Annotated in this window: 22 protein-coding genes and 1 pseudogene; 15 read left to right on the top strand and 8 right to left on the bottom strand. The window is 68.9% G+C overall.

The window, feature by feature from the left end; all coding sequences use genetic code 11:
• Window positions 1-16: 16 nt before the first annotated feature.
• Both AC1Q5B_RS11315 and AC1Q5B_RS11310 read right to left on the bottom strand, forming a co-directional pair.
• A complete protein-coding gene (locus AC1Q5B_RS11315; protein WP_492631755.1) occupies window positions 17-946 on the bottom strand; it encodes an alpha/beta hydrolase in 930 nt (309 codons plus the stop codon).
• 20 nt (window positions 947-966) lie between these two features.
• The gene (locus tag AC1Q5B_RS11310; RefSeq protein ID WP_492631754.1) at window positions 967-1,587 is read right to left on the bottom strand and encodes a TetR/AcrR family transcriptional regulator; all 621 of its coding nucleotides are present in this window, start codon (window positions 1,585-1,587) and stop codon (window positions 967-969) included.
• 221 nt (window positions 1,588-1,808) lie between these two features.
• Here AC1Q5B_RS11310 and AC1Q5B_RS11305 point away from each other — a divergent pair, with 221 nt between their 5' ends.
• Together AC1Q5B_RS11305 and AC1Q5B_RS11300 are read left to right on the top strand one after the other, a co-directional pair.
• Window positions 1,809-2,909, top strand: a complete 1,101-nt coding sequence (locus AC1Q5B_RS11305; protein ID WP_492631753.1) for a Glu/Leu/Phe/Val dehydrogenase dimerization domain-containing protein — start codon at window positions 1,809-1,811, stop codon at window positions 2,907-2,909.
• Window positions 2,910-3,136: 227 nt separating this feature from the next.
• The gene (locus AC1Q5B_RS11300; protein WP_492631752.1) at window positions 3,137-4,294 is read left to right on the top strand and encodes an isovaleryl-CoA dehydrogenase; all 1,158 of its coding nucleotides are present in this window, start codon (window positions 3,137-3,139) and stop codon (window positions 4,292-4,294) included.
• A gap of 101 nt (window positions 4,295-4,395) precedes the next feature.
• Here the strand turns inward: AC1Q5B_RS11300 and AC1Q5B_RS11295 are convergent, their stop codons facing one another.
• The 3 genes and pseudogenes from AC1Q5B_RS11295 to AC1Q5B_RS11285 all read right to left on the bottom strand — a co-directional run bounded on the left by AC1Q5B_RS11295 (window position 4,396) and on the right by AC1Q5B_RS11285 (window position 8,129).
• Window positions 4,396-5,085: an autotransporter outer membrane beta-barrel domain-containing protein gene (locus AC1Q5B_RS11295; protein WP_492631751.1), complete on the bottom strand. Its 690-nt coding sequence runs from the start codon at window positions 5,083-5,085 to the stop codon at window positions 4,396-4,398.
• Between the two features lie 842 nt (window positions 5,086-5,927).
• Window positions 5,928-7,238: pseudogene (locus AC1Q5B_RS11290) on the bottom strand (S8 family serine peptidase); the annotation flags it as partial.
• Window positions 7,239-7,355: 117 nt separating this feature from the next.
• On the bottom strand, window positions 7,356-8,129 hold the full coding sequence (locus AC1Q5B_RS11285; protein ID WP_492631750.1) for a DUF2189 domain-containing protein: 774 nt from the start codon (window positions 8,127-8,129) through the stop codon (window positions 7,356-7,358).
• A gap of 125 nt (window positions 8,130-8,254) precedes the next feature.
• Between AC1Q5B_RS11285 and AC1Q5B_RS11280 the strand changes: the two genes are divergently transcribed.
• The 7 genes from AC1Q5B_RS11280 (at window position 8,255) to AC1Q5B_RS11250 (ending at window position 14,114) form a co-directional block, all read left to right on the top strand.
• A complete protein-coding gene (locus AC1Q5B_RS11280; protein WP_492631749.1) occupies window positions 8,255-9,430 on the top strand; it encodes a thiolase family protein in 1,176 nt (391 codons plus the stop codon).
• Between the two features lie 172 nt (window positions 9,431-9,602).
• Window positions 9,603-9,947 carry a hypothetical protein gene (locus tag AC1Q5B_RS11275; protein ID WP_162338256.1) on the top strand — a complete coding sequence of 115 codons (345 nt, stop codon included), beginning with the start codon at window positions 9,603-9,605 and terminating at the stop codon, window positions 9,945-9,947.
• Window positions 9,948-10,115: 168 nt separating this feature from the next.
• Window positions 10,116-10,493, top strand: coding sequence for a hypothetical protein (locus tag AC1Q5B_RS11270; protein ID WP_492631748.1), 378 nt, complete (start codon window positions 10,116-10,118; stop codon window positions 10,491-10,493).
• A 195-nt stretch (window positions 10,494-10,688) separates the two neighbouring features.
• Complete coding sequence (locus tag AC1Q5B_RS11265; protein WP_492631747.1) at window positions 10,689-12,296, top strand: carboxyl transferase domain-containing protein; 1,608 nt, start codon at window positions 10,689-10,691, stop codon at window positions 12,294-12,296.
• A 2-nt stretch (window positions 12,297-12,298) separates the two neighbouring features.
• A complete protein-coding gene (locus AC1Q5B_RS11260) occupies window positions 12,299-13,048 on the top strand; it encodes an SDR family oxidoreductase (RefSeq protein WP_492631746.1) in 750 nt (249 codons plus the stop codon).
• Between the two features lie 167 nt (window positions 13,049-13,215).
• Entirely contained in the window at window positions 13,216-13,752 is a 537-nt protein-coding gene (locus AC1Q5B_RS11255) for a bactofilin family protein (protein ID WP_492631745.1), read from the top strand.
• Window positions 13,749-14,114: a hypothetical protein gene (locus AC1Q5B_RS11250; protein WP_492631744.1), complete on the top strand. Its 366-nt coding sequence runs from the start codon at window positions 13,749-13,751 to the stop codon at window positions 14,112-14,114. The genes AC1Q5B_RS11255 and AC1Q5B_RS11250 overlap by 4 nt, the downstream gene beginning before the upstream one ends.
• Before the next feature lie 15 nt (window positions 14,115-14,129).
• On the opposite strand, the gene AC1Q5B_RS11245 is transcribed toward AC1Q5B_RS11250, so the two are convergent.
• Genes AC1Q5B_RS11245 through AC1Q5B_RS11235 form a run of 3 tightly spaced genes read right to left on the bottom strand, consistent with a single transcriptional unit; the run spans window position 14,130 to window position 16,489 of the window.
• Window positions 14,130-14,381: a DUF6587 family protein gene (locus AC1Q5B_RS11245; protein ID WP_492631743.1), complete on the bottom strand. Its 252-nt coding sequence runs from the start codon at window positions 14,379-14,381 to the stop codon at window positions 14,130-14,132.
• 3 nt (window positions 14,382-14,384) lie between these two features.
• Window positions 14,385-16,247: a ferrous iron transporter B gene (gene feoB, locus AC1Q5B_RS11240; protein WP_492631742.1), complete on the bottom strand. Its 1,863-nt coding sequence runs from the start codon at window positions 16,245-16,247 to the stop codon at window positions 14,385-14,387.
• Complete coding sequence (locus AC1Q5B_RS11235; RefSeq protein ID WP_492631741.1) at window positions 16,244-16,489, bottom strand: FeoA family protein; 246 nt, start codon at window positions 16,487-16,489, stop codon at window positions 16,244-16,246. The genes feoB and AC1Q5B_RS11235 overlap by 4 nt, the downstream gene beginning before the upstream one ends.
• 109 nt (window positions 16,490-16,598) lie before the next feature.
• Between AC1Q5B_RS11235 and AC1Q5B_RS11230 the strand changes: the two genes are divergently transcribed.
• From AC1Q5B_RS11230 to AC1Q5B_RS11205, 6 genes are all read left to right on the top strand, one after another.
• Window positions 16,599-17,402, top strand: coding sequence for an enoyl-CoA hydratase-related protein (locus AC1Q5B_RS11230; RefSeq protein WP_492631740.1), 804 nt, complete (start codon window positions 16,599-16,601; stop codon window positions 17,400-17,402).
• 4 nt (window positions 17,403-17,406) lie between these two features.
• Window positions 17,407-17,796 (top strand): VOC family protein, encoded by a 390-nt coding sequence (locus AC1Q5B_RS11225; protein WP_492631739.1) that lies wholly within the window; start codon window positions 17,407-17,409, stop codon window positions 17,794-17,796.
• A 166-nt stretch (window positions 17,797-17,962) separates the two neighbouring features.
• Window positions 17,963-19,954 (top strand): acetyl/propionyl/methylcrotonyl-CoA carboxylase subunit alpha, encoded by a 1,992-nt coding sequence (locus AC1Q5B_RS11220; RefSeq protein ID WP_492631738.1) that lies wholly within the window; start codon window positions 17,963-17,965, stop codon window positions 19,952-19,954.
• Window positions 19,951-20,580 carry a hypothetical protein gene (locus AC1Q5B_RS11215; protein WP_492631737.1) on the top strand — a complete coding sequence of 210 codons (630 nt, stop codon included), beginning with the start codon at window positions 19,951-19,953 and terminating at the stop codon, window positions 20,578-20,580. The genes AC1Q5B_RS11220 and AC1Q5B_RS11215 overlap by 4 nt, the downstream gene beginning before the upstream one ends.
• Before the next feature lie 20 nt (window positions 20,581-20,600).
• The gene (locus AC1Q5B_RS11210; protein ID WP_492632091.1) at window positions 20,601-21,491 is read left to right on the top strand and encodes a hydroxymethylglutaryl-CoA lyase; all 891 of its coding nucleotides are present in this window, start codon (window positions 20,601-20,603) and stop codon (window positions 21,489-21,491) included.
• Entirely contained in the window at window positions 21,488-24,049 is a 2,562-nt protein-coding gene (locus AC1Q5B_RS11205; RefSeq protein ID WP_492631736.1) for a sensor domain-containing protein, read from the top strand. The genes AC1Q5B_RS11210 and AC1Q5B_RS11205 overlap by 4 nt, the downstream gene beginning before the upstream one ends.
• The last annotated feature ends 75 nt before the right edge of the window (window positions 24,050-24,124 follow it).

Here is a 24,124-nt window from a genome sequence, read left to right as displayed (position 1 = left end):
CGTGCGGTGGCGCGTATCAGCACAGGCCGAACGGCAACTCGCGCGTGGAGACGACGCGCTGGCCGACCGATTCGCCGCGCAAGAAACGCAGCGACGCGTCCAGCGTTTCCGGCGCGATGGTCACGCGGTGGTGGCCCAGACCGGTGGTGCTGACCAGCCTGGCCTGCGGCCAGTAGCGCGCATAGCGTTCGCCTTCGCACCACGGCACGTCGGTGTCTTCCAGGTCGTGCACGATCAGGCCCGGCCGCGCGATCTGCGGCGCGGTCGCTTGCGCGTGCAGGTCGCGGATGTCGTGGGCGGTCAGTTCCTGGTATTCGTCGAACAGGCGCCGGCTGAGGAACTGCGCCAGTCCGACCATGCCGCCGAAGCGACGCGCGGCATCGAAGGGATCGGCCGCCGGCGCGAGCAGGATCACCCGCTGCGCCTGCAGGCCGCGCGCCATCGCGATCGCCGTCGCGGCACCGCCCAGCGAATGGCCGACGATGGCGGCGAGCGGGCCGACGCTGTCGGCGACGCGTCGTGCGGCCTCCGCGAACATCGGCAGCGTGGCGCGCCGTCCGCTGCTGCGGCCGTGCGCCGGCTGGTCGAAGGTCATCACCGCATAGCCGGCACGGCGCAGCGGCTCCACCCACGGCAGGAAGCGCAGGCCGAAACTGGACCAGCCGTGTACCAGCAGCACCGTCGGCTGGCGCTGCGGATCGCCCCAGGTGTAGGTGGCCAGGCGCTCGCGCCCGAAGGCGAGTTCGCCGAGGCGCGCGCCGCCGGTATCGGCCTGGCGTGCGCGGCTACGGGCGCCGGGCATGGGGGTGCAGAACACCTGGAAGGCGCGCGCCAGTGTGCTGCGCGGCGCGACCCAGCTGCCGACGGTGAAGCGGGCGCTGAGCAGGGACAGCCTCCATGATTTGCGAACGGTCGTGCTATTTCTCGGGGCAGAGACAGCGGCCATGGCGGAGACCTCGGGGGGAATCAGGCGGGGGTGGAAACAGCGGGGGCGCCGTAGGACGCCAGCAGGCGGTCCAGCGAACGGCGGGCGAGCAACGGCGCCTGGGCGGCGTCGTAGAGGCGGGCGTCATGCAGGCCCTGTGCGATGGCGAACAGTTCGAACGCCAGCAGCAGCGGATCGGTGGTCGGCGCGAGTTCGCCGGTATCCACGCACATGCCGATGGCCTTGATCAGCTGCTGGCGCAGCTGCAACAGCCAGTCGACGATGCGGTCGTGCAACAGGCCCGGGCGGGCGTCGTACTCGTGGGCGGCGGCCAGGATCACGCAGCCGTCGGGGTTGTCGCAGACCCAGCGGAACCAGTTCTCCATGATGGCGCGCAGCCGCGGCAGGCCGCGCGGCAGCCCCACGACCGGGACGATGACGGTCCGGGCGTAGCGCTCGGCGGTCCACTCCAGCACGGTCAGCTGCAGGTCCTCGCGCGAGCCGAAATGGGCGAACACACCGCTCTTGGACATGCCGGCCGCCGTGGCCAGCTCCCCGATCGACAGCCCTTCCAGGCCATGCTTGGCGGCGATGTCGTAGGCGCGCGCGACGATCATCTCGCGCGTGGCATTGCCCTTGTGGGTGGCGGCTTGCGGGGTCATGTACATACGAATAGCACGGTCGTTCTATTCCGGCAATAGCTCGGGCGCCTCCCGTGCGGGTGCCCCTGTGTCATCTCGGCGCTCGGCGACTTGGATTAGACTGGCGCCCTGCGACGACCACGGTGTGATCCGGAAACGTCGCTTTTTTCTTTTCTGACCACCCGTTAGCCGCCCAGCAGGCAAGCCCGCGCCGGTCCCCACCCGCGCACCGGAGCCCACCCATGATCTTCGAAACCCTCGACACCTCCGGCCACGAACAGGTCGTCTTCTGCCACAACCCCGATGCCGGGCTGAAGGCCATCATCGCCATCCACAGCACCGTGCTGGGCCCTGCGCTGGGCGGCGTGCGCATGCGCCCCTACGCCGACAGTGCGCTGGCGCTGACCGACGCGCTGCGCCTGAGCCGCACGATGACCTACAAGAACGCACTGGCCGGCCTGAACGTCGGCGGCGGCAAGGCGGTGATCATCGGCGACAGCAGCGCGGACAAGACCGAGGTGCTGTTCCGCAGCTTCGGCCGGTACGTCGACTCGCTGGGCGGACGCTACATCACCGCCGAAGACGTGGGCACCGACGTCAACGACATGGAGAACGTCTACCGCGAGACCGAGTACGTGGTCGGCGTGCACCAGGTGCACGGCGGTTCCGGCGACCCGGCCCCGTTCACCGCCTACGGTGCGCTGCAGGGCCTGATGGCCACGTTGAACCGCAAGTTCGGCAACGAGGAGATCGGCAAGTACAGCTTCGCCGTGCAGGGCCTGGGCCACATCGGCATGGAGTACGTGAAGCTGCTGAAGGAACGCGGCGCCAAGCTGTTCGTCACCGACCTCAATCCGGCACTGGTCGAGCACGCGGTAGAGGAGTACGGCGCCGAGGCGGTCAAGCCGGACGAGATCTACGACCTGCCGGTGGATGTCTTCAGTCCGTGCGCGCTGGAGTACGCCGTCAACGAGCAGACCCTGCCCCGCCTGAAGGCCAAGGTGATCTGCGGCACGGCCAACAACCAGATGTCGCATGTCACCGGCGTGGAAGCGGCCAAGCGCGGCATCCTGTATGCGCCGGACTACGCGGTGAACGCGGGCGGCGTGATGAACGTGTCGCTGGAGATCGACGGTTACAACCGCGAGCGCGCGATGCGCATGATGCGGACGATCTACCACACGGTCGGCAAGATCTTCGACCTGGCGGAGAAGGAAAACATCGCGCCGCAGTACGCCGCCGACCGCATCGCGGAAGCGCGCATGACCGCAATCGGCAAGCTCAAGCTGCCGCTGGGCCGCACCGCGCCGCGCTTCATGGGACACCTGCGCGGCGAGCACTGAGGCGCGTCAGGCCATACCTTCGACGCTGCACGCTCGCCCTCCCGTCGCAAACCGCCCTTCCCCCCTTACGTGGGGCAAGGAGCGCATCACGCCTTTGCGGCCTCCATGTCCGTCGAGGCGATCACCTGCATGCTGCGGTGCAGGCCGGCATTTGCCGCGCCGCCCGCTACACTTCGCGCAGGGCCGCACGCAGCGGCCGTACTTTTGGGCATGAGGACGGGGAAGCCATGCAGGCATTCGCACTGGGGGAAGACATCGATGCGCTGCGCGAAGCCGTGCAGCGGTTCGCGCAGACCGAGATCGCGCCGCGGGCCGCGCAGATCGACCATGACAACGCGTTCCCGCAGGAGCTGTGGCCCAAGCTGGGCGAACTGGGCCTGCTGGGCATCACCGTCGACCCCGAGTTCGGCGGCAGCGGCATGGGCTACCTGGCCCACCTGGTCGCGATGGAAGAGATTTCGCGCGCTTCGGGTTCGGTCGGCCTGAGCTACGGCGCGCACTCCAACCTGTGCGTGTCCAACCTCTACCTCAACGGCAATGCCGCGCAGCGCGCGAAGTACCTGCCGAAGCTGTGCAGCGGCGAATGGAAGGGCGCGCTGGCGATGAGCGAGCCGGGCGCCGGTTCGGACGTGGTCGGTTCGATGAGCTGCCGCGCCGAATTGCGCGATGGCGTGTGGGTCGCCAACGGCAACAAGATGTGGATCACCAACGGGCCGGAAGCGGACGTGCTGCTGGTCTACATGCGTACCGCTGGCAAGGACGCGGGCAGCAAGTGCATGACCGCCTTCATCGTCGAGCGCGGCATGAAGGGATTCTCCACGGCGCAGAAGCTGGACAAGCTGGGCATGCGCGGCAGCAACACCTGCGAACTGGTGTTCGAGAACTGCGAGATCCCTGCCGAGAACGTGCTGGGCGAGGTCAACCAGGGCGTGCGCGTGCTGATGAGCGGCCTGAATACCGAGCGGCTGGTGCTGAGCGGTGGTCCGATCGGCCTGATGCAGGCCGCGCTCGACATCACCCTGCCCTATGTGCGCGAGCGCAAGCAGTTCGACGCCGCCATCGGCACGTTCGGCCTGATGCAGGGCAAGCTGGCCGACATGTACACCGCGCTGCAGTCCAGCCGTGCGTTCGCCTACCAGGTGGCGCGCGGCTTCGACGAAGGCCACGGCTCGCGTGCCGCGGCGGCGGGCTGCCTGCTGCACGCGTCGGAAGCGGCCGTGCAGGTGACGCTGGAAGCGATCCAGTCGCTGGGCGGCAATGGCTACATCAACGAGTACCCGGCCGGTCGCCTGCTGCGCGACGCCAAGCTGTACGCCATCGGCGCCGGCACCAACGAGATCCGCCGCATGCTGATCGGGCGGGAACTGTTCGACGGCCGAGGCTGATCGACCCGGCGATACCGTAGGGCGGGCTCGGCCCGCCCTCCCGTACGTCCATCCACCGCAGGGCGGCTCGAGCCCGCCCTGCGCAATCCGTCGCGAAGCCGTCAGAACCCTACGCGCAGCCGCGACGACCATTGCCGGTCGCTGCGCTCGTCGCTGCCATTGCGCAGGTCGTAACCGAACGACAGCATCGCTTTCTGCCAGGGCGACAATTCCACCGCCACGCCCATGTGCGTGCTGGTGCGCTCCTGCAGGGCCAGCGGCGCCCAGCTGTCGACGCCGACGAAGGTGGCGTCGACGTCCAGGCCGCGCCCGTCGAGCGTACGCTGCCACTCGGCATACGCCTGCAGCGAAACGCTACCCCACCGCGATGTTTCCCAGCCGTGGTGCGCACGCGCGCCCGCCAGCGCCTGCCACCGGTCCGTGCGGCTGTCGCGCGTGGTCAGGCCGAAACCTTCCGCGCCCCGCTCCATGAAACCGTCGCGCTGCAGTCGGGTGAACTCGAGCCCTGCATACGGTGTGACCCACGCGCGCTGGCCGCCCATGCGATGGCCCGCTTCCACGCTCGCACTGACATAGCGTCCCGCGTAACCGGTAGCGACACCCTGCATCCTGTCGCCGAGCAACAGGCCGCGATCGACCTGCCGATCGAATCGCCCTGCCCCGAACAGGCCCAGCACATGCGTGCCGTTCCAGTCGGCGCCCGCATACGCCATCGCCTGGGTCTGGCGATCGCGCCCGCGATCGCGGCCCGCTTGCGCACCGCCGCTGGCCCGGGCCTCCCCGAACGCCATGCCGGCAAAACCATGGCCCCCCAGTTGCCCTCGCTGCCCAGCAACCAGCCGTCGGCCTGGTAGCGGGCAACACCGAGTGCCCCCTGGCCGGGCGCGCCCAGGACCTGGTACCAGTCGTGACCGAGGGCATCCCCCGAGGCATGGCGTTCGGCGCGCGCACCCACCGCCCGGCGGCCGGCCCCGATCACGTCGTAGGTCATCGCGTCGGCGACGGCATGCAGGTCGCCGGACAGGCTCCGCAGCGAAGCATCGGCCGAGGCCACGGTGTCCGCGCGCTGGATCGCGCCGGCCGCATCGATGAAGCCCTGTCCGATCCCGTCGTGCTGGCTGGCCAGTTGCCGGTCGATGGCCGACATGGCCGCTTCGACACGGACTGCGGATGCCTGGCTGGGCCGGGGCAATGCCAGCGCCGCGACCGCGCGCGAGACATCGATGCGATTGATGTTGAGGAAGACGTTGTTCGGATCGTAGGACAGCGACGCATCGAGGAACACGTTCGGCGCCCCGCGCAGACTGCTGAACGTCCCGCTCACGCCACCGAACGCGGTCAGCAGGGTTTCCCTGGCCTGCGTGACGTAACCGCTTCTGACGCCTAGCACCGAGAGCTGCCCGTTGAGGCTGGCGGCGCCCCCGACCCTCAGCGGGCTGCCCAGCCAGATGCCCAGGTTGCCCGTGGCCGACTGGGTGAAGCCGTGCCCGTTGTCGATGGAGGCGACGTTTTCCGCGCCGTTGAGGAACAGGCCGCTGTTCTGCACGTTGCCGTTGATGCCACCACGTGCCCACACCGTGGCGCCGCTGGCGATGCTGAGGTTGGAAGACAGTCCGTAGCGGATGTCCAGCCCGCCCTGCCGCACCTGCGTGTCGCCGGTGTAGGACTGGTAGTTGAGCAGCGTCAGCACGCCACTGCCCGACTTGATGAGGCCACCGGCACCCACGATCTCGTTGCGCCACACCGAATGGCCGGAGAACGACACGCTGACGTCGCCCCAGGCGAAATTGCCCGGGCCGTTCGCCGCGCGGCTCACGTCCAGCAAGCCCCAACCGAACTCGGGATCGACGCCGGCGGCTCCCATGTCGCGCGCGGTGCCGAGCAGCGTCTGCCGCACCAGGTCGTTGGTGAAGTACGGAAACGCCGACCAGACCACGGCCGCGGCCCCGGACACCTGCGGTGCCGCGTAGGAGGTGCCGCCGCCCCGGTATAGGTCGTAGCTGGCATCGCCCGTGCGCGCATCCGGATCGACGAACACCACGTTGCCCGGCGCCGCCAGGCAGTAGTTCATGGCGATGCCGCAGGCCTGCGAGTAGTCGGTCAGGCGAAGGGGGTTGTCCGGATCCAGGGCCGCGACGGTCAGCCATCCGCGCTCCAGGTCCGCCGCCGCGGCGGACAGGCTGGGCAAGGCGGCGTTGTCGGACGGATTGGCGCGCAGTGCGGGGATATCGCCGGCGTTGCCGTTGGCGAACACGATCAGGCCACCGCGGCCGATGACGAAATCGCGATAGGCGGACGCCAGTTCGGTCGTCAACGCCGCGTCGTTCCAGTACAGCCCGCCCCACGAGTTGTTGATGATCCGTGCGCCCGCGCCGGCCAACTGGCTGTTGATGCTGCGGAAGAAATCGCCGTAGCCCTGGCCGGCACGGATCTCGTTGCCCTCGCCCGTGCCATCGTCGTCCGGGCGCGTGTCGTTGATGATGCGCGAGGACACAATGGTCGCGCCCGGCGCCACGCCGCCGCCCCAGCTGCCGATGCCGCGTCCGGCGGCGATCTGCGCCACGACGGTGCCGTGCCCCACCACGTCGTCGACGCTGGTGTTGTTGGTCGCGGGATTGACGTTGACGAAGTTGGCGTTGACCCGTCCACTGAGCGCAGGATGGTTGCGGTTGACGCCGGTGTCGACGAAACCGATGGTCACGCCCTGCCCGGTCAGGTTGTTGCCCAAGGCACCGGCAGCGCGGATCAGCTGCAGGTGCTGGCTGTACTGCGGCAGGCTGGCCGGGGGATTCTGGTTCGCCACCGCCGGGGCATTCACCTGGGTCAGCGAACTGTCGATGACCACGTTGGGCGTGAATCCCACGCCCGTCGGCGGTGGCGGATCCGGCCGCACGGTCGAACCTCCGCCGCCGCCCCCACACGCGGCCAGCGACCATGCCAGCATCCCCGCGGCTGCCGCGCACACACGGCCGTGCATTCCGCCCTGCGTTCCCTTCATCCCCGTTCTCCCTGCCGGTGGCGACGCACCCCTGCCTCGCCCGGACCGACTTTACCGCGCGGCCTACTCCAGTGCAGCCCAGGCGGACGCATCGAGCGTTTCCCGGTAGCCGTGCCAACTGGCGTACGCCAGCCAGGGCATGAGGATGCCCAGGCCCAGCAGTGCGGTGGCGAATCCGATCGCCGTCAGCGCCACCAGCAGCAGGCCCCAGACGACCATCACCCGCCTGTTGCGCATCACCGCGTGCACGCTGGAGACGGCGGCCGTGACCATGTCCACGTCGCGGTCGGCGATCATCGGCAGCGAGAACGCGGTGACGGCGAAGGTGAGCGCGGCGAACACCGCACCGACCGCCGAGCCCAATGCCAGGAACTCCCGGAACGCCGTCGGATCACCGTCGTCGAACGGGAAGAACGCACTGACCATCATGCCCGCGCGCGACCACAGCAGGATGATCACGCCCTGCCCCAGCGCGTACACGCCGGCTTGGCCTAGCACGCGCTTGGCCAGCACGAACGAGTCGCGCAGGCGTGGCGTGCGTCCCTGTTCCAGACCGCGGCTGACGCAGTACAGGCCCACGCAGATCAGGGGCGCCACGAACACGAACCCCGACAGCAGCGTCGCCAGCAGGGCGAACCGCCCAAGCAGGTAAGCCAGCCAGGAGATGCCCAGGCTGAGCAGGACGATCGCCGTCCCGAACAGCAGGGTGAGTCCGGGCGCGCGGCGCACGTCCCGCCACCCCGCGCGCAGCCATCGCCAAGGCGCAGCCGCATCCAGATGCGCGCACGGCACGACGAAGGGCCGTGCGCCCGGTTCCGTCGATGATCGTTCCGTCATGCTCCCTCCCCTGCCGGCAGCATACGCCCGGGGTCATCGCGGAGCGCCCCTGTACCAACGGCCGATTTGCCGCGCGTCATCCCGGGGCGGGATAATCGGGATCTCACTCCACGCGGGAAGCCTCCATGTCCGACATCGTCATCGCCGCCGCCAAGCGCACCGCCATCGGTTCGTTCCTTGGCCAGTTCAACGGCGTCCCCACCCCGACGCTGGGCGCCACCGCCATCGCCGCCGCGCTGGCGCAGTCCGGCATCCCCGCAGACGATGTGTCCGAAGTCATCATGGGTTGCGTGCTGCCCGCCAACCTGGGCCAGGCACCCGCCCGCCAGGCCTCTCGCGCCGCCGGCATCCCGGACGTGGCGGGTGCCACCACCATCAACAAGGTGTGCGGCTCGGGCATGAAGGCCATCATGCTGGGCCATGATCTGATCAAGGCCGGTTCGGCCAGCATCGTCGTCGCCGGCGGCATGGAATCGATGAGCAATGCCCCGCACCTGATTCCCAACTCGCGCACCGGCAACCGCTACGGCAACTTCCAGGCGGTCGACCACATGGCGTGGGACGGCCTGACCAGCCCCTACGATGGCCAGCCGATGGGCGTATTCGCCGAAGCCACCGTCGCCAAGTTCGGTTTCACCCGCGAGGAGCAGGACGCCTATTCGATCGAATCGGTCACGCGTGCGCAGGCCGCGCAGGCGTCCGGCGCCTTCAACGACGAAATCGTCCCGGTCAAGGTCGCCACCCGCAAGGGCGACATCGAGGTCGCCACCGACGAACAGCCCGGCAAATCCGACATCGCCAAGATCCCCACGCTGAAGCCCGCCTTCAAGAAGGACGGCAGCGTGACCGCCGCCAGTTCGTCCAGCATCTCCGACGGCGCCGCCGCCACCGTGCTGCTCAGCGCGGACGAGGCCGCCAGGCGCGGCCTGCAGCCGCTGGCCAGGATCGTCGGCCACGCCACGTACTCGCAGGCGCCGGAATGGTTCACCACCGCGCCGGTCGCCGCCATCGACAAGCTGCTCAAGCAGGTCGGCTGGACCGTGGACCAGGTGGACCTGTTCGAAGTCAACGAGGCGTTCGCCGTGGTCGCCATGGCGCCGATCAAGGAACTGGGCATCCCGCATGCCAAGGTCAACGTCAACGGCGGCGCCTGCGCACTGGGCCATCCGATCGGTGCCTCCGGCGCGCGTCTGGTGGTGACCCTGATCAATGCACTGCGCGTGCGCGGTCTCAAGCGCGGTGTCGCCACGCTGTGCATCGGCGGTGGCGAAGCGACCGCGATCGCGGTCGAAATCGTCTGACCGGTTTGCGCACTTTCCGTGGGCGGCGCGCGCCGTTTTCGTTCCGCCCATAGGGTTTAACAACGGATTGACAAAGATAACCGGCCAACCGCTTGACACGGGTAACGGGCTTGTCATCATGTTGCAGGCGCGCAATTGCGCGTTGCCTAACTAACGACGAGGAAATGCAACGATGACCATGAACAAGGCTCTGATCGCGCTGGCTCTGGGTTTCGCCCTGGCTGCGTGCTCGAACCAGGAACAGGCCGCCGACGCCGCTGCTGACGCCGCTGCGACCGCGACCGAAGCCCAGGCTGCCGCTGACGCCGCCGCTGCCGCTGGCGAAGTGACCGCCGACGCCGCCCAGCAGTCGGCCGACGCCGCTGCCACCGCCGCCGACGCTGCCGCCACCGCCGCGACCGACGCTGCCGCCGCCACCACGACGGAAGCCGCCGACGCTGCTGCCGACGCCGCTGCTCAGGCTGCCGACACCGCCGAAGCCGCGACCGACGCTGCCAAGGAAGCCACCAAGCAGTAATCTGCTGGTAGCCGCCTTGTTTGGCGTTACACTGAAGAAGCCGCCAGTTCGCTGGCGGCTTTTTCTGTATCCGGGCCTGGCTCCCCGGTTCGCCACTCTTCCGAGAACGAACGGACGTCGCCGTCCCGGCGCCACCTTTCTTCCACACCTATCGATTTGGGGATCCACATGAAGATCAAGACCACCGTCCTGCTGGCTGCCGCCGTCCTGGCCCTGAGCGCCTGCACCAAGAGCGAGAACACCGACGCCGCCGCTGCGGACGCCGCCGCTGCCGCCGACCAGGCCGCCGCCGCTGCGGGTGATGCCGCCTCGGCCGCCGGCGACGCCGCTTCCGCTGCGGGCGATGCCGCCGCTGCCGCGACCGCCGACGCCGCTGCTGCCGCGACCGCCGCCGCTTCCGACGCCGCTGCCGCCACCCAGGCCGCTGCCAACGACGCCACCGCCGCTGCCGCTTCGGCCACCGCCGACGCTGCCCAGGCGACCGCCGACAAGGCCGCCGAAGTCGCCGACAAGGCGGAAGCCAAGGCTGAAGAAGCCAAGAAGTAATCGACTCGCGTCATCGCGAATCGGACAGGGCCCGCGCAAGCGGGCCTTGTCGTTTGCGGGCGTGCGCGTCATGGATGCCACGCTCCGGTCCGTCGACATGCAACGGTGGCGGGTACCGCCTGCTTTTTTGCACTGCGGTTTGGCGCATGCGGGGCTTTGTGGTCTGATGCCGCCTTCCCCGCATCGTCCTGCCGCATGCCTGCCATCGCCTCGCAACTCGATCCTCGCTCGCCGGATTTCACTGCCAACGCGGCCTACCATCGCGTACTCGTACAGGAGCTGGATCGCCGGCTGGCGCGTGCCGCCGACGGCGGCGGCGAGAAGGCCCGCCACAAGCACACCGAACGCGGCAAGCTGCTGGCACGCGACCGTATCACCGCACTGCTCGATCCCGGTTCGCCGTTCCTCGAGATAGCACCGCTCGCCGCCGAAGACATGTACGACGGCGCCGCGCCCGCGGCCGGCATGGTCTGCGGCATCGGCCGCGTGATGGGGAACGACGTCGTCGTCGTGGCCAACGATGCGACCGTCAAGGGCGGCACCTATTTCCCGATGACGGTGAAGAAGCACCTGCGCGCACAGGAGATCGCACGCGAGAACCGCCTGCCATGCGTCTACCTGGTCGACTCCGGCGGCGCCTTCCTGCCCCTGCAGGATGAAGTCTTCCCCGACAAGGAACACTTCGGCCGCATCTTCTACAACCAGGCGCGCCTTTCCGCCGAGAACATCCCACAGATCGCCGTCGTGATGGGCAGCTGCACCGCGGGCGGCGCCTACGTGCCGGCGATGTGCGACGAAAGCGTCATCGTCAAGGAACAGGGCACGATCTTCCTCGGCGGTCCGCCGCTGGTGAAGGCGGCCACCGGGGAAGTGGTCGATGCCGAAGCGCTGGGTGGCGCCGACGTGCACACGAGCGTTTCCGGCGTGGCCGATCATTTCGCCGAAGACGACCGCCACGCGCTAGAGATCGCGCGCGGCATCGTCGGCCATCTCAACCGCAGGAAGACGGTGCCAGTCGCCGTGCGCGAAACGCGCGAGCCGCTCTACGCGGCCGATGAACTCTACGGCATCGTGCCGAAGGACACGCGCCGTCCGTTCGACATCCGGGAGGTGATCGCGCGTATCACCGACGGCAGCGAACTGGACGAGTTCAAGGCCCGCTACGGCAGGACGCTGGTGACCGGCTTCGCCCACCTGCACGGCTACCCGGTCGGCATCGTCGCCAACAACGGCATCCTGTTCGGCGAAAGCGCACTGAAGGGCGCGCACTTCATCGAGCTGTGCAACCAGCGCGGCATCCCGCTGGTGTTCCTGCAGAACATCACCGGCTTCATGGTCGGCCGCAAGTACGAGAACGCGGGCATCGCGAAGGACGGCGCGAAGATGGTGACGGCGGTGGCGTGTTCCAGCGTGCCGAAGTTCACCGTGGTGATCGGTGGCAGCTTCGGCGCGGGCAACTACGCGATGTGCGGCCGTGCGTACGGCGCGCGCTTCCTGTGGATGTGGCCGAACGCACGCATCAGCGTGATGGGCGGCGAACAGGCGGCCAGCGTGCTGGCGACCGTGAAGCGCGATGGCATCGAGGCCGCAGGCAGGACGTGGGCCCCTGAGGAAGAGGATGCCTTCAAGGCCCCCATCCGCGACCAGTACGAATCGCAGGGCAGTCCGTGGTACGCCACCGCACGCCTGTGGGACGACGGCATCATCGATCCCGCCGATACCCGGCGCGTGCTCGGCCTCGGCATTTCCGCCTCGCTCAACGCGCCGATCGAACCGGCGAAGTTCGGCGTGTTCCGGATGTAACCGTGGCGCGGCAGATCGTGCTGGTCACCGGAGGAAGCCGTGGCATCGGCGCGGCGACGGCGCTGCTCGCGGCCGGACGCGGTTACGCAGTAGGGGTGAACTACCGCCGCGATGCGGAGGCGGCGGCCTCCGTCGTGCAGCGGATCACCGCCGTCGGCGGGCACGCCGTTGCCGTGCAGGCCGATGTCGCGGACGAAACGGACGTGCTGGCGATGTTCGAGCGGCTCGACGACGCACTCGGGCCGGTGACGGCGCTGGTCAACAACGCCGGCATCCTCGAAACGCAGATGCGCGTGGATGCCATGGACGCCGCGCGCATCGGCCGCATCCTCGCCACCAACGTCACCGGTACCCTGCTCTGCTGCCGCGAAGCCGTGCGGCGCATGTCGACGCGCCATGGCGGCGGCGGGGGCGCGATCGTCAACGTGTCGTCGGTTGCGGCGAAGACGGGTTCTCCGGGCGAGTACGTCGACTACGCGGCGTCCAAGGGCGCGATGGATACCCTGACCGTCGGGTTGGCGCAGGAAGTCGCGCAGGAAGGCATCCGTGTCAATGCGGTCCGGCCGGGCTTCATCTACACCGGCATGCACGCCGATGGCGGCGAGCCAGGACGGGTCGACAGGGTGAAGGCCTTCGTGCCGATGCGACGCGGCGGGCAACCGGAAGAGGTGGCGGAAGCCATTCTGTGGCTGCTGTCGCCACAGGCGACCTATACGACGGGGACGTTCATCGATGTCGCGGGCGGACGCTGATATCCACGCAACTTCAGGCATGTGAGCGGATATAGACAATCCCGGCTGGGACATGAACCAGCATGTCGCTTGCGGCATCGCGTCGCCATTTGGCAGGCGTGATCACAGCGTGAGGTCCGCAGGATTGGCCATAGTCCAAGGCCCTGCCACGCCGGAGCATCCCCTGCATGTCCATCTGGAAAGACCAAGGCGCCGTCAAGAAAGACGGTGTTCCGCCGCCGCCCGAGCCGGTGGCGACCCCGCCGCGCGATGCGCCGGCCGCCGACTTCTCGCCCGCCGTGACCGCGCCTCCGGGGACGCGTCCGGTCGAGCGTGCCGCGCCGCAGGAGGCGCTCAAGGAATCGCTGATCGCCGCGGACCTGACCATCGAGGGCAAGATCGAGGGCACGGGCCACATCCGGATCGCCGGCAAGTTCAAGGGCGACGTCAACGTGCAGGGCGATCTGACCATCGAGACCGGCGCCAAGCTCAACGGGGGCGTCCGCGCGAAGAAGGTCACCATCGCGGGCGAACTGGAAGGCAACATCGAATCCGCATCGCGGGTCGAACTGCTGTCGTCCGGCGTGCTGGTCGGCGATGTGAAGGCCGGAGCGCTCACGGTCGCGGCCGGTTCGCGCATGCGCGGCAACGCCGAGTTCGGCTGGGATGACGTCCCGGCCAAGAGCGGCAAGGCCAACGGCACGGAGCCCGGCGCCGCCGCATGAGCCAACCGCGCCCCGGCAGCGCCGGCGCCACCCGCACCTGCCCGCACTGCAAGGCGACCATTCTGGAAAGTGCGGCGGTCTGTCCGGGCTGCCGCCATCACCTGCGCTTCGAACCCGGCGCGGGTGCCCAGGCGGCGCCCGCGCTTACGCCGTTGCGTATCGAGGGCACGCTGCAGCCACCGGCCGAGGGAGCTGCCTGGGAATACAGCGTGGTGCTGTCGATCCGCAACGATCGTGGCGAAGAAGTGACGCGCCAGGTGGTGGGTGTAGGCGCCATGCAGCCCCACGAACAGCGCAGCTTCGTGCTGTCGGTGGAGCTCAATCCCGCCACGGGCAAGGCGGCCAGACGTACGCGACACTGACGCGGTGGCGGGCGCCTAACGCTTCCTGTTGCCAGTATCGCAGCTGTCGCATCCGCCACAGGCCGCACCGGTACCCGAGGCGGGCGGCGCGACCCACCTCCCGAGACGGCGCCGCCATCCCGCATTGCCCTCCCGCAACAGCGGCAACGCCAGCGCCATGCGCAGCTTCCGCAGCGGACCCGGGAACTGCTTCTTCAGCACCACCCACGCACTGACCACCACCGCGATCGCGATGACGGCGTACTGCAGAGTGAGCGAAGCGTCCATCGATCAGCCCGCACCGAGTGCCCTGGCGACCTGGTAGGTCACCAGCGAAGCGAGATACGCCAGCGCGAACAGGTAGAACGCCGCGAAGCCCATCTGCTTCCACGAGCCGGTTTCGCGCTTGATCGTGGCCAGCGTCGAGATGCACATCGGCGCGTAGATGAACCACACGAGCAGCGACAGCGCGGTGGCCAGCGACCAGCCGTCGCTGATGACCGGCGTCAGCGCCTGGATGGCCGCATCGTCGTCCGCCGCCGACAGGGCGTAGATCGTCGCCAGCGAGGCGACCGCCACTTCGCGCGCCGCAAGTCCGGGGATCAGCGCGATGCAGATCTGCCAGTTGAAACCGAGCGGCGCGAAGAACACCGCCATCGCATGGCCGATGCGGCCGGCAAAGCTGTAGTCGATCGCCGGACCGACCGCGTCCGCCGGCGCCGCCGGGAAGTTCAGCAGGAACCACAGCAGGATGGTCAACGCCAGGATGATGCCGCCGACGCGCTTGAGGAAGATCATCGCGCGCTCGTACAGACCGATCAGCAGGTCGCGCGGATGCGGGATGCGGTAGGACGGCAGTTCCAGCAGCAGCGCATGCTCGCTCTTGTCGCGACGCCACTTCTTCATCACCCACGATACGAGCAGTGCGCTGGCGATGCCGGCGGCATACAGGCCGAACAGCACCAGGCCCTGCTGGTTGAAGATGCCGACCTTCTCGTTCGGCACGAATGCGCCGATCAGCAGCGCGTACACCGGCAGCCGCGCCGAACACGTCATCAGCGGCGCCACCAGGATCGTCGCCAGGCGGTCGCGAGGATCCTGGATGCTGCGCGTGGCCATGATGCCGGGGATGGCGCAGGCGAAACTCGACAGCAGCGGAATGAAGGAGCGACCCGAAAGGCCGGCCGAAGCCATCATGCGGTCGAGCAGGAACGCCGCGCGCGGCAGGTAGCCGCTTTCCTCGAGCGCGAGGATGAAGGCGAACAGGATCAGGATCTGCGGCAGGAATACGATCACGCCACCGAGACCGGCGATGATGCCGTCGACGAGCAGGCTGGAAAGCGGACCTTCCGGCAATACCCCGCCCGCCCATGCGCCCAGTGCGCCGGTGCCGGCCTCGATCAGGTCCATCAGCGGTGTGGCCCAGGCGTACACCGCCTGGAAGATCAGGAACATCACCACCGCCAGTGCCAGCAGACCGAAGACGGGATGCAGCAGCCAGCGGTCCAGCGCATCGTCGATCTTCGCCGTGCGCGTCGGCATGGTGACCGCCATCGACAGCAGGCGGCGGGTTTCCGCATGCAGGTCGGCGCCCTCCGCCAGGCGCGTGCGGGGCTCGTGCGGCTGCGCGGCGACGGCGTCGATGCGCTCGACCAGCGCGCGCGCGCCGCCGTGCTTCACCGCGATCGTCTCCACCACCGGCACGCCCAACTCGCGCTCCAGCGCGGCCAGATCGATGGCGATGCCGCGGCGCTGCGCGGCGTCCATCATGTTGACCGCCAGGATCATCGGCCTGCCGAGCTCGCGCACTTCCAGTGCGAAGCGCAGGTGCAGGCGCAGGTTGGTGGCATCCACCACGCAGACCAGCACGTCCGGCGCCGGCTCGCCCGGATAGAAGCCGCGGCAGACATCACGCGTTACCGCTTCGTCCAGGCTGGCGGCATGCAGGCTGTAGGCGCCGGGCAGGTCGAGCACGGCATAGCTGCGCCCCGACGCCGACGATTGCAGGCGACCTTCCTTGCGCTCGACGGTGACACCGGCGTAATTGGCGACCTTCTGGCGGCTGCCGGTCAGCTGGTTGAACAGCGCGGTCTTGCCGCAGTTCGGATTGCCCACGAGCGCAAGCCGCAGGGTCGATGCCTCGGCGGCGCTCATGCCCCCACTCCCTTGCGCAGTCGCACGCGGGCCGCTTCGGACCTGCGCAGCGCGAAGCGGGTGAACCCCACCTGCACCAGCAGTGGCTCGGCGCCCAGCGGCCCCTTTGCCACGATCTCGACCTCCTCGCCGTTGACGAAGCCCAGTTCGCGCAGGCGACGGGCGATTTTGTCCTGCGGTCCGTGGTCCTCGACGGCGTCGACGATGGCGGGGGTGCGCCAGGGAAGGTCGGTCAGGATCACGAGCAGCCTCAAATGCGAACTGTTCTCATTGTAGCATCGCCGCACTGCACGACGGCCGCAACGGACTGTGCCGCTATCATTCCGGGACTTCGCAGGGAAAACGGCAGGAATGGCGGCATCACCGCAGGAACACCCCCTCGTACTGGATCGCACGGGCGCCGTGGCACGCATCCGGCTGGATCGGCCCGCTCTCCACAATGCCTTCGACGCCGCCCTGATCGCGACACTCACCGAGACGCTGGATCACGTGGCGGCCGACGACGACATCCGGGCGGTCGTGCTGGAAGGCAGCGGCGTCTCGTTCTCCGCCGGCGCGGACCTCAACTGGATGCGCGGCATGGCCGCCGCCAGCGAGGCGGCGAACCGGGACGATGCCCTCGCCCTCGCCCGCCTTATGCGCACGCTGGACGAACTGCCGAAGCCGACCGTGGCACGCGTGCACGGCGCCGCGTTCGGCGGAGGCGTGGGCCTGGTCGCATGCTGCGACATCGCCATCGGCGTACCCGAGGCGAAATTCGGCCTGACCGAAAGCAGGCTCGGTCTGCTCCCGGCGGTGATCTCGCCCTACGTCATCGCCGCCATCGGCCCCCGCGAGGCACGCCGCTGGTTCGCCACCGCGGAGATCTTCGATGCCGCCACCGCACTGCGGATCGGCCTGCTGCACGAGGTGGTCGCCGCCGACGCGCTGGATGTCGCCATCGAACGCCAACTGGCCCTCCTGCTGAAAGCCGGTCCCCGGGCGGCGGCCGGGGCGAAGCAGCTGGTCGCGCGCGTGGCGGGCAGCACGGACCGCGACCGGCTGGATGCCGACAACGCCGGCCTGATCGCCGGACTGCGCGTGTCGCCGGAAGGCCAGGAAGGGCTCGCCGCGTTCCTCGACAAGCGCGCACCGGCGTGGACCACCAAGGAGTGAACCGATGATCGACCACCTGGGCATCGAAGTCGCCGACTACGCGCGCAGCCGCGACTTCTACGACCGCGTACTGGCCACGCTCGGCCATGCTGTCGTCATGGAAGTGACCCTCGAGATGACCGGACATTACGAAGGCTGCGGCTTCGGGCCAGCCGGCCGGCCGCATTTCTGGGTCGGCAAGGGGCGCGGCACGCCCAGCGGGGGCTCCCACATCGCCTTCAGCGCGCAGACCCGCGCGCAGGTGGATGCCTTCCACGCCGCCGCCCTCGCCGCCGGTGCGCGCGACAACGGCGCCCCCGGCCTGCGCCCGCATTACCACCCCCACTATTACGCCGCCTTCGCCATCGACCCGGATGATCACAACATCGAAGCGGTGTGCCACGTCCCGGAATGACAGGCCGCCGCGATCCAGAGTCCTCCCCTTCAAGGGGTCAGGTTTTGGAACAATGACGTTTTCGACAACATCGAAGGGGTGGTTGAAGTGATGCTCGACTCGTTGATCCCGCAAACAGCCGCGCCATCCCCACCCAACCCTCCCCTTGAAAGGGAAGGCTGACCGCATGTTCTCCAAGATCCTGATCGCCAACCGCGGCGAGATCGCCTGCCGCGTCATCCGCACCTGCCGGCGACTCGGCATCCGCACCGTCGCCGTGTATTCCGACGCCGATGCCGATGCGCAGCACGTGCGCCAGGCGGACGAGGCCGTGCGGATCGGCGGCCCGCGTCCGGCCGACAGCTACCTGCGCGGCGACGTCATCATCGAGGCGGCGAAACGGACCGGCGCCCAGGCCATCCATCCCGGCTACGGCTTCCTGTCCGAGAACGCCGACTTCGCCGATGCCGTCACGGCGGCCGGCATGGTGTTCATCGGGCCTTCCGGCGCGTCGATGCGCAAGATGGGCAGCAAGGCCGGCGCCAAGGAACTGATGGCGGCCGCCGGCGTACCGGTGGTGCCCGGCTACACCGGGGAGGACCAGTCCCCGAACACGCTGTCGCGCGAAGCCGCGCGCATCGGCTTCCCGCTGATGATCAAGGCCGCGCATGGAGGCGGCGGCAAGGGCATGCGTGTGGTGCATCGGCTGGAGGACTTCATCGCCCAGCTGGAGAGCTGCCAGCGCGAAGCCGCCAATGCGTTCGGCCGTGACCGCGTGCTGCTGGAACGCTACGTGCAGTCGCCGCGCCACATCGAGATCCAGGTGTTCGCCGACACGCATGGCCACACCCTGCACCTCAACGAGCGCGAGTGCTCGGCGCAGCGCCGCTACCAGAAGGTACTGGAAGAATCGCCCTCGCCGTTCCTGACCCCTGCCCTGCGCATGGCGATGGGCGACGCCGCGGTGCTGGCGGCGCAGGCCATCGATTACGCCAATGCAGGCACGGTGGAATTCATCGTCGATCCCGATGGCCGGTTCTATTTCATGGAGATCAACACCCGCCTGCAGGTGGAGCATCCGGTCACCGAGATGGTGACGGGTCTCGACCTGGTGGAATGGCAGCTGCGCGTGGCCGCGGGCGAACCGTTGCCGCTGGCGCAGGACGCCATCGCGCAGCGCGGCCACGCCATCGAAGTCCGCCTGTATGCGGAAGATCCGGAGGCCGGCTTCCTGCCCGGCTCCGGACGGCTCGAATCGCTGGTGCTGCCGACGCCCTCGGCGCACGTGCGCCTGGACGCCGGCGTGGTGGAAGGCGACCTGGTCACGATCTTCTACGACCCGATGATCGCCAAGCTGATCGTCTGGGGCGAAGACCGCCCCACCGCGCTGGCCCGTTTGCGCGACGCCCTGGCGGACTGCGACATCGTCGGGCCGAAATCGAACATCGGCTTCCTCGAACAACTCGCCCGGCACCCTGCGGTGGTGGAAGGCCGCATCGATACCGGGTATCTCGACCGCCATCTGGACGAGTTCATGCCGGCGCCTACCCTGACGACGGAGCTGCAGGTCGGTGCCGCCGTGGCGGCGCTGCTGGACCAGGAAGCCTCCGCCCGCCGCGCCGCGGCGGCATCGGCAGACCCCGGATCGCCCTGGGCCATCGCCGATGGCTGGCGCCTGGGCCATGCCGGCCGCCGGCCACTGGCCTTCCAGCACCGCGATCGGCGCTGGGAAGCACGGGCTCATGGCCACCACGGACGCTATGCCATCGAAATCGACGGCGCGACGCACCCTGTCGAGGGCGCACGGTTGACCGCCGGGCTGCTCGAATTGCGTATCCATGATCAGGCACGACGCCTGCGCGTCCATCGCCGTGGCCATCGGCTCACCCTGCACGACGGCGACCGGCGCGCGACGCTGGAGACGGTGCCGGCGTATCGGCGGACGGCGGGCGGGGATGGTGGCGGCGACAGCCGCATCATCGCGCCGATGCCGGGCCGCGTGGTCATGGTCAAGGCGCAGGTGGGGGACAGCGTGGAGGCAGGACAGGAGCTGCTGGTGATGGAAGCGATGAAGATGGAACTGGCCGTCAAGGCGCCGCGTGCCGGCGTGGTGGCGGAAGTGCGTGCGGCGGCCGGCGATTTCGTCGAAGCCGACACCGTGCTGGCGGCGCTGGAGTGAGGTCGGCCCTGCATGCGTCATGGCGCGTCGCCGCCGCGCTGCTGGTAGCCGGCGCACTGGGCGGCTGCGTGATGTTCGAACAGCCGCCGGCACCGCTGGCCTGCGATCCCGCGCTGGTCGGGCGCTGGATTCCCCTGCCTGGCAGCCCGCAGGACCGCGTGCCGTTGGGCAAGGACGACTACGCCGAGGTCGATGCTGCCTGCCGCGTACGCCTGCACGATGCCGGACGCGCCGATGCGCCGCAGTTCGACGCGCTCGGCTTCGAACTGGACGGCGACCGCTACCTCGCGCTCGGTTTCAAAGATCTGGAAGGCCTGTTCGGCACCGGCAAGGCCGCCGCACCGCCCATCCCGGACGGCATGCCGGCCGCTGCGGTCACGCTGCTGAAGTACCGCATCAGCGACGATACGCTGCAGATCGCGATGCTCGACACGGTGGACATCATGCAACGCGTGCAGCAGGGTTCGTTGAAGGCGCGCGAGGCCGATGCGAGCAGCTACGTCTTCGAAGGCGCGCCGGCGCAGCTGCGCGCGCTGCTGCAGTCCGAGCCCGACCTCTTCGACGCCTTCGATGGCCGCGACAAGACGTTGCGCATGCGCCGCGCCAAGGAAGGGAAGCGCTCATGAGTTCCCTTCCCTCCTCCAGCATGGATTTCGTCCGCATCGTCGAGGTAGGACCGCGCGACGGCCTGCAGAACGAAAAAAACCTTGTGGCCACCGCCGACAAGGTGGAACTGATCGACCGGCTGTCGCGTACCGGCCTGCTCAGCATCGAGGCGACCAGTTTCGTCAGTCCCAAATGGGTGCCTCAGCTGGCCGATGCCGCCGAGGTCTTCGCCGCCATCCAACGACGGCCGGGGACGGCCTATCCCGTACTGGTGCCGAACGAGACGGGCTACGACCGCGCACGCGGGGTCGGGGTCGAGGAAGTGGCGGTGTTCACCGCCGCGTCCGAAGCCTTCACCCGCAAGAACATCAACGCCTCCATCGACGAATCCATCGAACGTTTCCGCCCGGTGCTGGAACGCGCGGCGGCCGATGGCGTGAAGGTGCGTGGCTACGTCTCCACCGTGCTCGGTTGCCCGTACCAGGGCGAGGTCCCGGTGACGGACGTGGTCCGCGTGGCCCGCCAGCTGCACGCGCTCGGCTGCTACGAGATCTCGCTGGGCGACACCATCGGCGTCGGCACCCCGCGCAAGGCCGCCGAGATGCTGGCGGCCGTCGCCAGCGAGGTGCCGATGCCAGCGCTGGCGGTGCATTTCCACGACACCTACGGGCAGGCGCTGGCGAACATCCTGGCCTGCCTGGACGGGGGCGTGCGGGTGGTGGATTCCGCCGTGTCGGGCGCGGGCGGCTGCCCCTACGCGAAAGGCGCCAGCGGCAACGTCGCCAGCGAGGACGTGGTGTACCTGCTGCACGGCCTGGGCCTGCGCACCGGCGTGGACCTGGATCTGCTGGCGGACACCGGCCGCTGGCTGGCGGCGAAGCTGGGGCGCGAAACCGGCAGCCGCGTCGGCAAGGCCCTGGCGGCCGCATGAGCCACGGCCCGGCCAGCGACGTCGACGTGAGGGCGTTGGCCGCTGCACTCGAACACGCGGCCGGGGCCAACGGCGCCGATCCGGAAACGGCGGACCTGCTGCTGCAGGCACGCGACGCGATCGTCGCCAAGCAGCACGAAGCGGACACGGAACGCTCGCGCTACCGCAACCTGTTCGACGCCGTCCCGGACCCGGTCAGCATCATCGCCGAGGACGGCACCATCCTCGACCTCAACCGCGCCGGGACGACGGCGTACAAGCGGCCACGCGACGAAATCGTCGGCCGCAACATCAACGTGCTCAACCCCGATCTGCCGCGCGACCACCTGGTGCCGGTCTGGGAAACGCTGAACCGTGGCGAGACCTACGTCATCGAGGTCACCAACATGCGCGGCGACGGCACGCGCTTCCCCGTCGAAGTGCATTCGGCCAACATCAACTTCGATGGCCGCAAGAGCATCGTCGCCGTCGCTCGCGACATCAGCAGCCGCCGGCTGGCGGAGATGCGCTACCGCGAGTTGATGGAGACGATCGACAAGGGCATCGTGGTCCAGAACCGCGACCTGGAAGTGCAGTACTGCAATGGCGCCGCCATGCGCATCTTCGGCATCCGCGAGGACCAGCGCGCCGACCAGGAACTGGCGCTGGGCCGCTGGCACATCGTCGACGAGCACGGGCGCGAGATGGCGCGCCACGAACTGCCCGCCCAGCGCGCGCTCGACAGCGGGCAGATGGTCGAAAGCGTGCTGCTCGGGCTTTACCACCGCGAGAAGAAGCAGTTGCTCTGGCTCACCGCCACCTCCGTCCCGCAGTTCGCGCCGGGCGCGAGCGTGCCGGCACAGGTGAGCACGCTGTTCAGCGACGTCACCGAACTCAAGCGCGACAGCGCGCTGTTCGACCGCGCGCAGTCGCTGGCGCACATCGGCGGCTGGGAATGGGACCTCGGCCGCGACCGCATGTACCTGACCGACGAAGCCCAGCGCATCCTCGGCGCGGCACGGCCGCTGGTCACGCTGGCCGACATGCTGTCGTGCCTGCGCGAGACCGACCGGCGGCGCCTGCGCAGCGCGCTGGACCTGATCACCGCCGGTGGACAGGGCTTCGATCTGGAATTGCAGGGCACGCAGGCCGATGGCCATCCGTTCTGGATCCGCGTGATCGGCGATGCCGAGCCGGGCGATCCGGGTGCGTCGCGCATCACCGGCACCATGCAGGACATCTCGCAGGACAAGCAGGCCGAGGAAATGCTGCGCATCCAGGCGCGCACCGACCCGCTGACCGGGCTGATGAACCGCGACGCCGTGCTGACCGAACTCGGCGCGCGGCTGTCCGATCCCGAACGCTCACGCGTCGCCGTGCTCTACATCGACCTCGACCGCTTCAAGATGGTCAACGATGTGCTGGGCCACAACGCCGGCGACGAACTGCTGGTGCAGGCCTCCGACCGCATCCGCGGCGCGGTCGGCACCGACGGCATGATCGCGCGCTTCGGCGGCGACGAATTCCTGGTGATCTGCGACGCCGGCGACGACCCGCACCTGCCCGAGGCCATGGCGCATGCGGTGCTCGGCGCGTTCGCCGACGCCTTCCGCTTCGGCAAGGACGAATTCGCCATCACCGCCAGCATCGGCCTGGCGGTGGCGCCGGGCGACGGCCTGCGGCCGCAACAGCTGATCCAGAACGCCGACATCGCGATGTACGACAGCAAGCATCGCGCACGCAACGGCTGGCAGAGCTTCACCCAGGAGCTGGCGCAGCGGCAGCAGGACCGCCTGCAGATCGAGACCCAACTGCGCCGTGCGGTGGACAACGAGGAATTCCGCCTCGTCTACCAGCCGCAGGTCGACCTGCGCAACGGCCGCATCATCGCGGGCGAGGCGCTGATCCGCTGGCAGAACCACCAGCTGGGCGAATTGCGGCCTGACGTGTTCATCAGCCACGCCGAAACCACCGGCGACATCGTGCGCATCGGCAGCTGGGTGTTGAGCGAAGCCTGCCGGCAGATCGCCGCGTGGCGCGACCAGGGCCTGGGCATCGTGCGGGTGGCGGTGAATGTGTCGTACCGGCAGTTCGCCGGCGACGACCTCGCCGATCGCGTGCGCACGATCCTCGCCGAGTTCGACCTGCCCGGCAGTGCGCTGGAACTGGAGTTCACCGAGCGCGTGCTGATCGAGGACGCCCCGGCCACGCTGCGCACCTTCGCCGACCTGCGACAGCTGGGCGTGCTGCTGACCATCGACGATTTCGGCGAGGGCTACAGCGCACTGAACTACCTGCGCCGCCTGCCCATCCACGGCCTGAAGCTGAGCCCCTTGTTTACCGAAGGCGTACCGAACAACCGCTCCGACGTCGCGGTCTGCCAGGCCGTCTCGGCCATCGCACGCAGTCTGGGCCTCGGACTGGTCGCCGAAGGCGTGGAATCGGAAGCCCAGCGCCAGTTCCTGCTCAACCTCGGCGTACCCGTAGGCCAGGGTTTCCTGTTCGCCCCCGGCCTGTCGCCGGACGAATTCGCGCGCCGCCTCGCCGATGCCCCGCTGGAGCGGGCGTTGCACGCCTGAAGGTTGGCAGACCCTGTAGGAGCGACGTGAGTCGCGACCGCAGCCCCTCCGCCCCAGCGTCCTCAACCGCAAGGC

The sequence above is a fragment of the Pseudoxanthomonas sp. GW835-FHT14C01 genome, assembly GCF_058793715.1.
Note: the sequence above shows the minus strand (reverse complement) of the source record. Positions and strands in the feature narration are given on the sequence as shown.

Bases quoted from the DNA above. Each gene is read 5' to 3' on its own strand.
- AC1Q5B_RS11250 (WP_492631744.1), top strand. From the start codon at position 13,749: ATGAGCCAACCGCGCCCCGGCAGCGCCGGCGCCACCCGCACCTGCCCG.
- AC1Q5B_RS11305 (WP_492631753.1), top strand. From the start codon at position 1,809: ATGATCTTCGAAACCCTCGACACCTCCGGCCACGAACAGGTCGTCTTC.
- AC1Q5B_RS11295 (WP_492631751.1), bottom strand. From the start codon at position 5,085: ATGGCGTTCGGGGAGGCCCGGGCCAGCGGCGGTGCGCAAGCGGGCCGC.
- feoB (WP_492631742.1), bottom strand. From the start codon at position 16,247: ATGAGCGCCGCCGAGGCATCGACCCTGCGGCTTGCGCTCGTGGGCAAT.
- AC1Q5B_RS11225 (WP_492631739.1), top strand. From the start codon at position 17,407: ATGATCGACCACCTGGGCATCGAAGTCGCCGACTACGCGCGCAGCCGC.
- AC1Q5B_RS11280 (WP_492631749.1), top strand. From the start codon at position 8,255: ATGTCCGACATCGTCATCGCCGCCGCCAAGCGCACCGCCATCGGTTCG.
- AC1Q5B_RS11310 (WP_492631754.1), bottom strand. From the start codon at position 1,587: ATGACCCCGCAAGCCGCCACCCACAAGGGCAATGCCACGCGCGAGATG.
- AC1Q5B_RS11300 (WP_492631752.1), top strand. From the start codon at position 3,137: ATGCAGGCATTCGCACTGGGGGAAGACATCGATGCGCTGCGCGAAGCC.
- AC1Q5B_RS11255 (WP_492631745.1), top strand. From the start codon at position 13,216: ATGTCCATCTGGAAAGACCAAGGCGCCGTCAAGAAAGACGGTGTTCCG.
- AC1Q5B_RS11205 (WP_492631736.1), top strand. From the start codon at position 21,488: ATGAGCCACGGCCCGGCCAGCGACGTCGACGTGAGGGCGTTGGCCGCT.
- AC1Q5B_RS11275 (WP_162338256.1), top strand. From the start codon at position 9,603: ATGACCATGAACAAGGCTCTGATCGCGCTGGCTCTGGGTTTCGCCCTG.
- AC1Q5B_RS11245 (WP_492631743.1), bottom strand. From the start codon at position 14,381: ATGGACGCTTCGCTCACTCTGCAGTACGCCGTCATCGCGATCGCGGTG.
- AC1Q5B_RS11315 (WP_492631755.1), bottom strand. From the start codon at position 946: ATGGCCGCTGTCTCTGCCCCGAGAAATAGCACGACCGTTCGCAAATCA.
- AC1Q5B_RS11285 (WP_492631750.1), bottom strand. From the start codon at position 8,129: ATGACGGAACGATCATCGACGGAACCGGGCGCACGGCCCTTCGTCGTG.
- AC1Q5B_RS11265 (WP_492631747.1), top strand. From the start codon at position 10,689: ATGCCTGCCATCGCCTCGCAACTCGATCCTCGCTCGCCGGATTTCACT.
- AC1Q5B_RS11210 (WP_492632091.1), top strand. From the start codon at position 20,601: ATGGATTTCGTCCGCATCGTCGAGGTAGGACCGCGCGACGGCCTGCAG.
- AC1Q5B_RS11230 (WP_492631740.1), top strand. From the start codon at position 16,599: ATGGCGGCATCACCGCAGGAACACCCCCTCGTACTGGATCGCACGGGC.
- AC1Q5B_RS11270 (WP_492631748.1), top strand. From the start codon at position 10,116: ATGAAGATCAAGACCACCGTCCTGCTGGCTGCCGCCGTCCTGGCCCTG.
- AC1Q5B_RS11220 (WP_492631738.1), top strand. From the start codon at position 17,963: ATGTTCTCCAAGATCCTGATCGCCAACCGCGGCGAGATCGCCTGCCGC.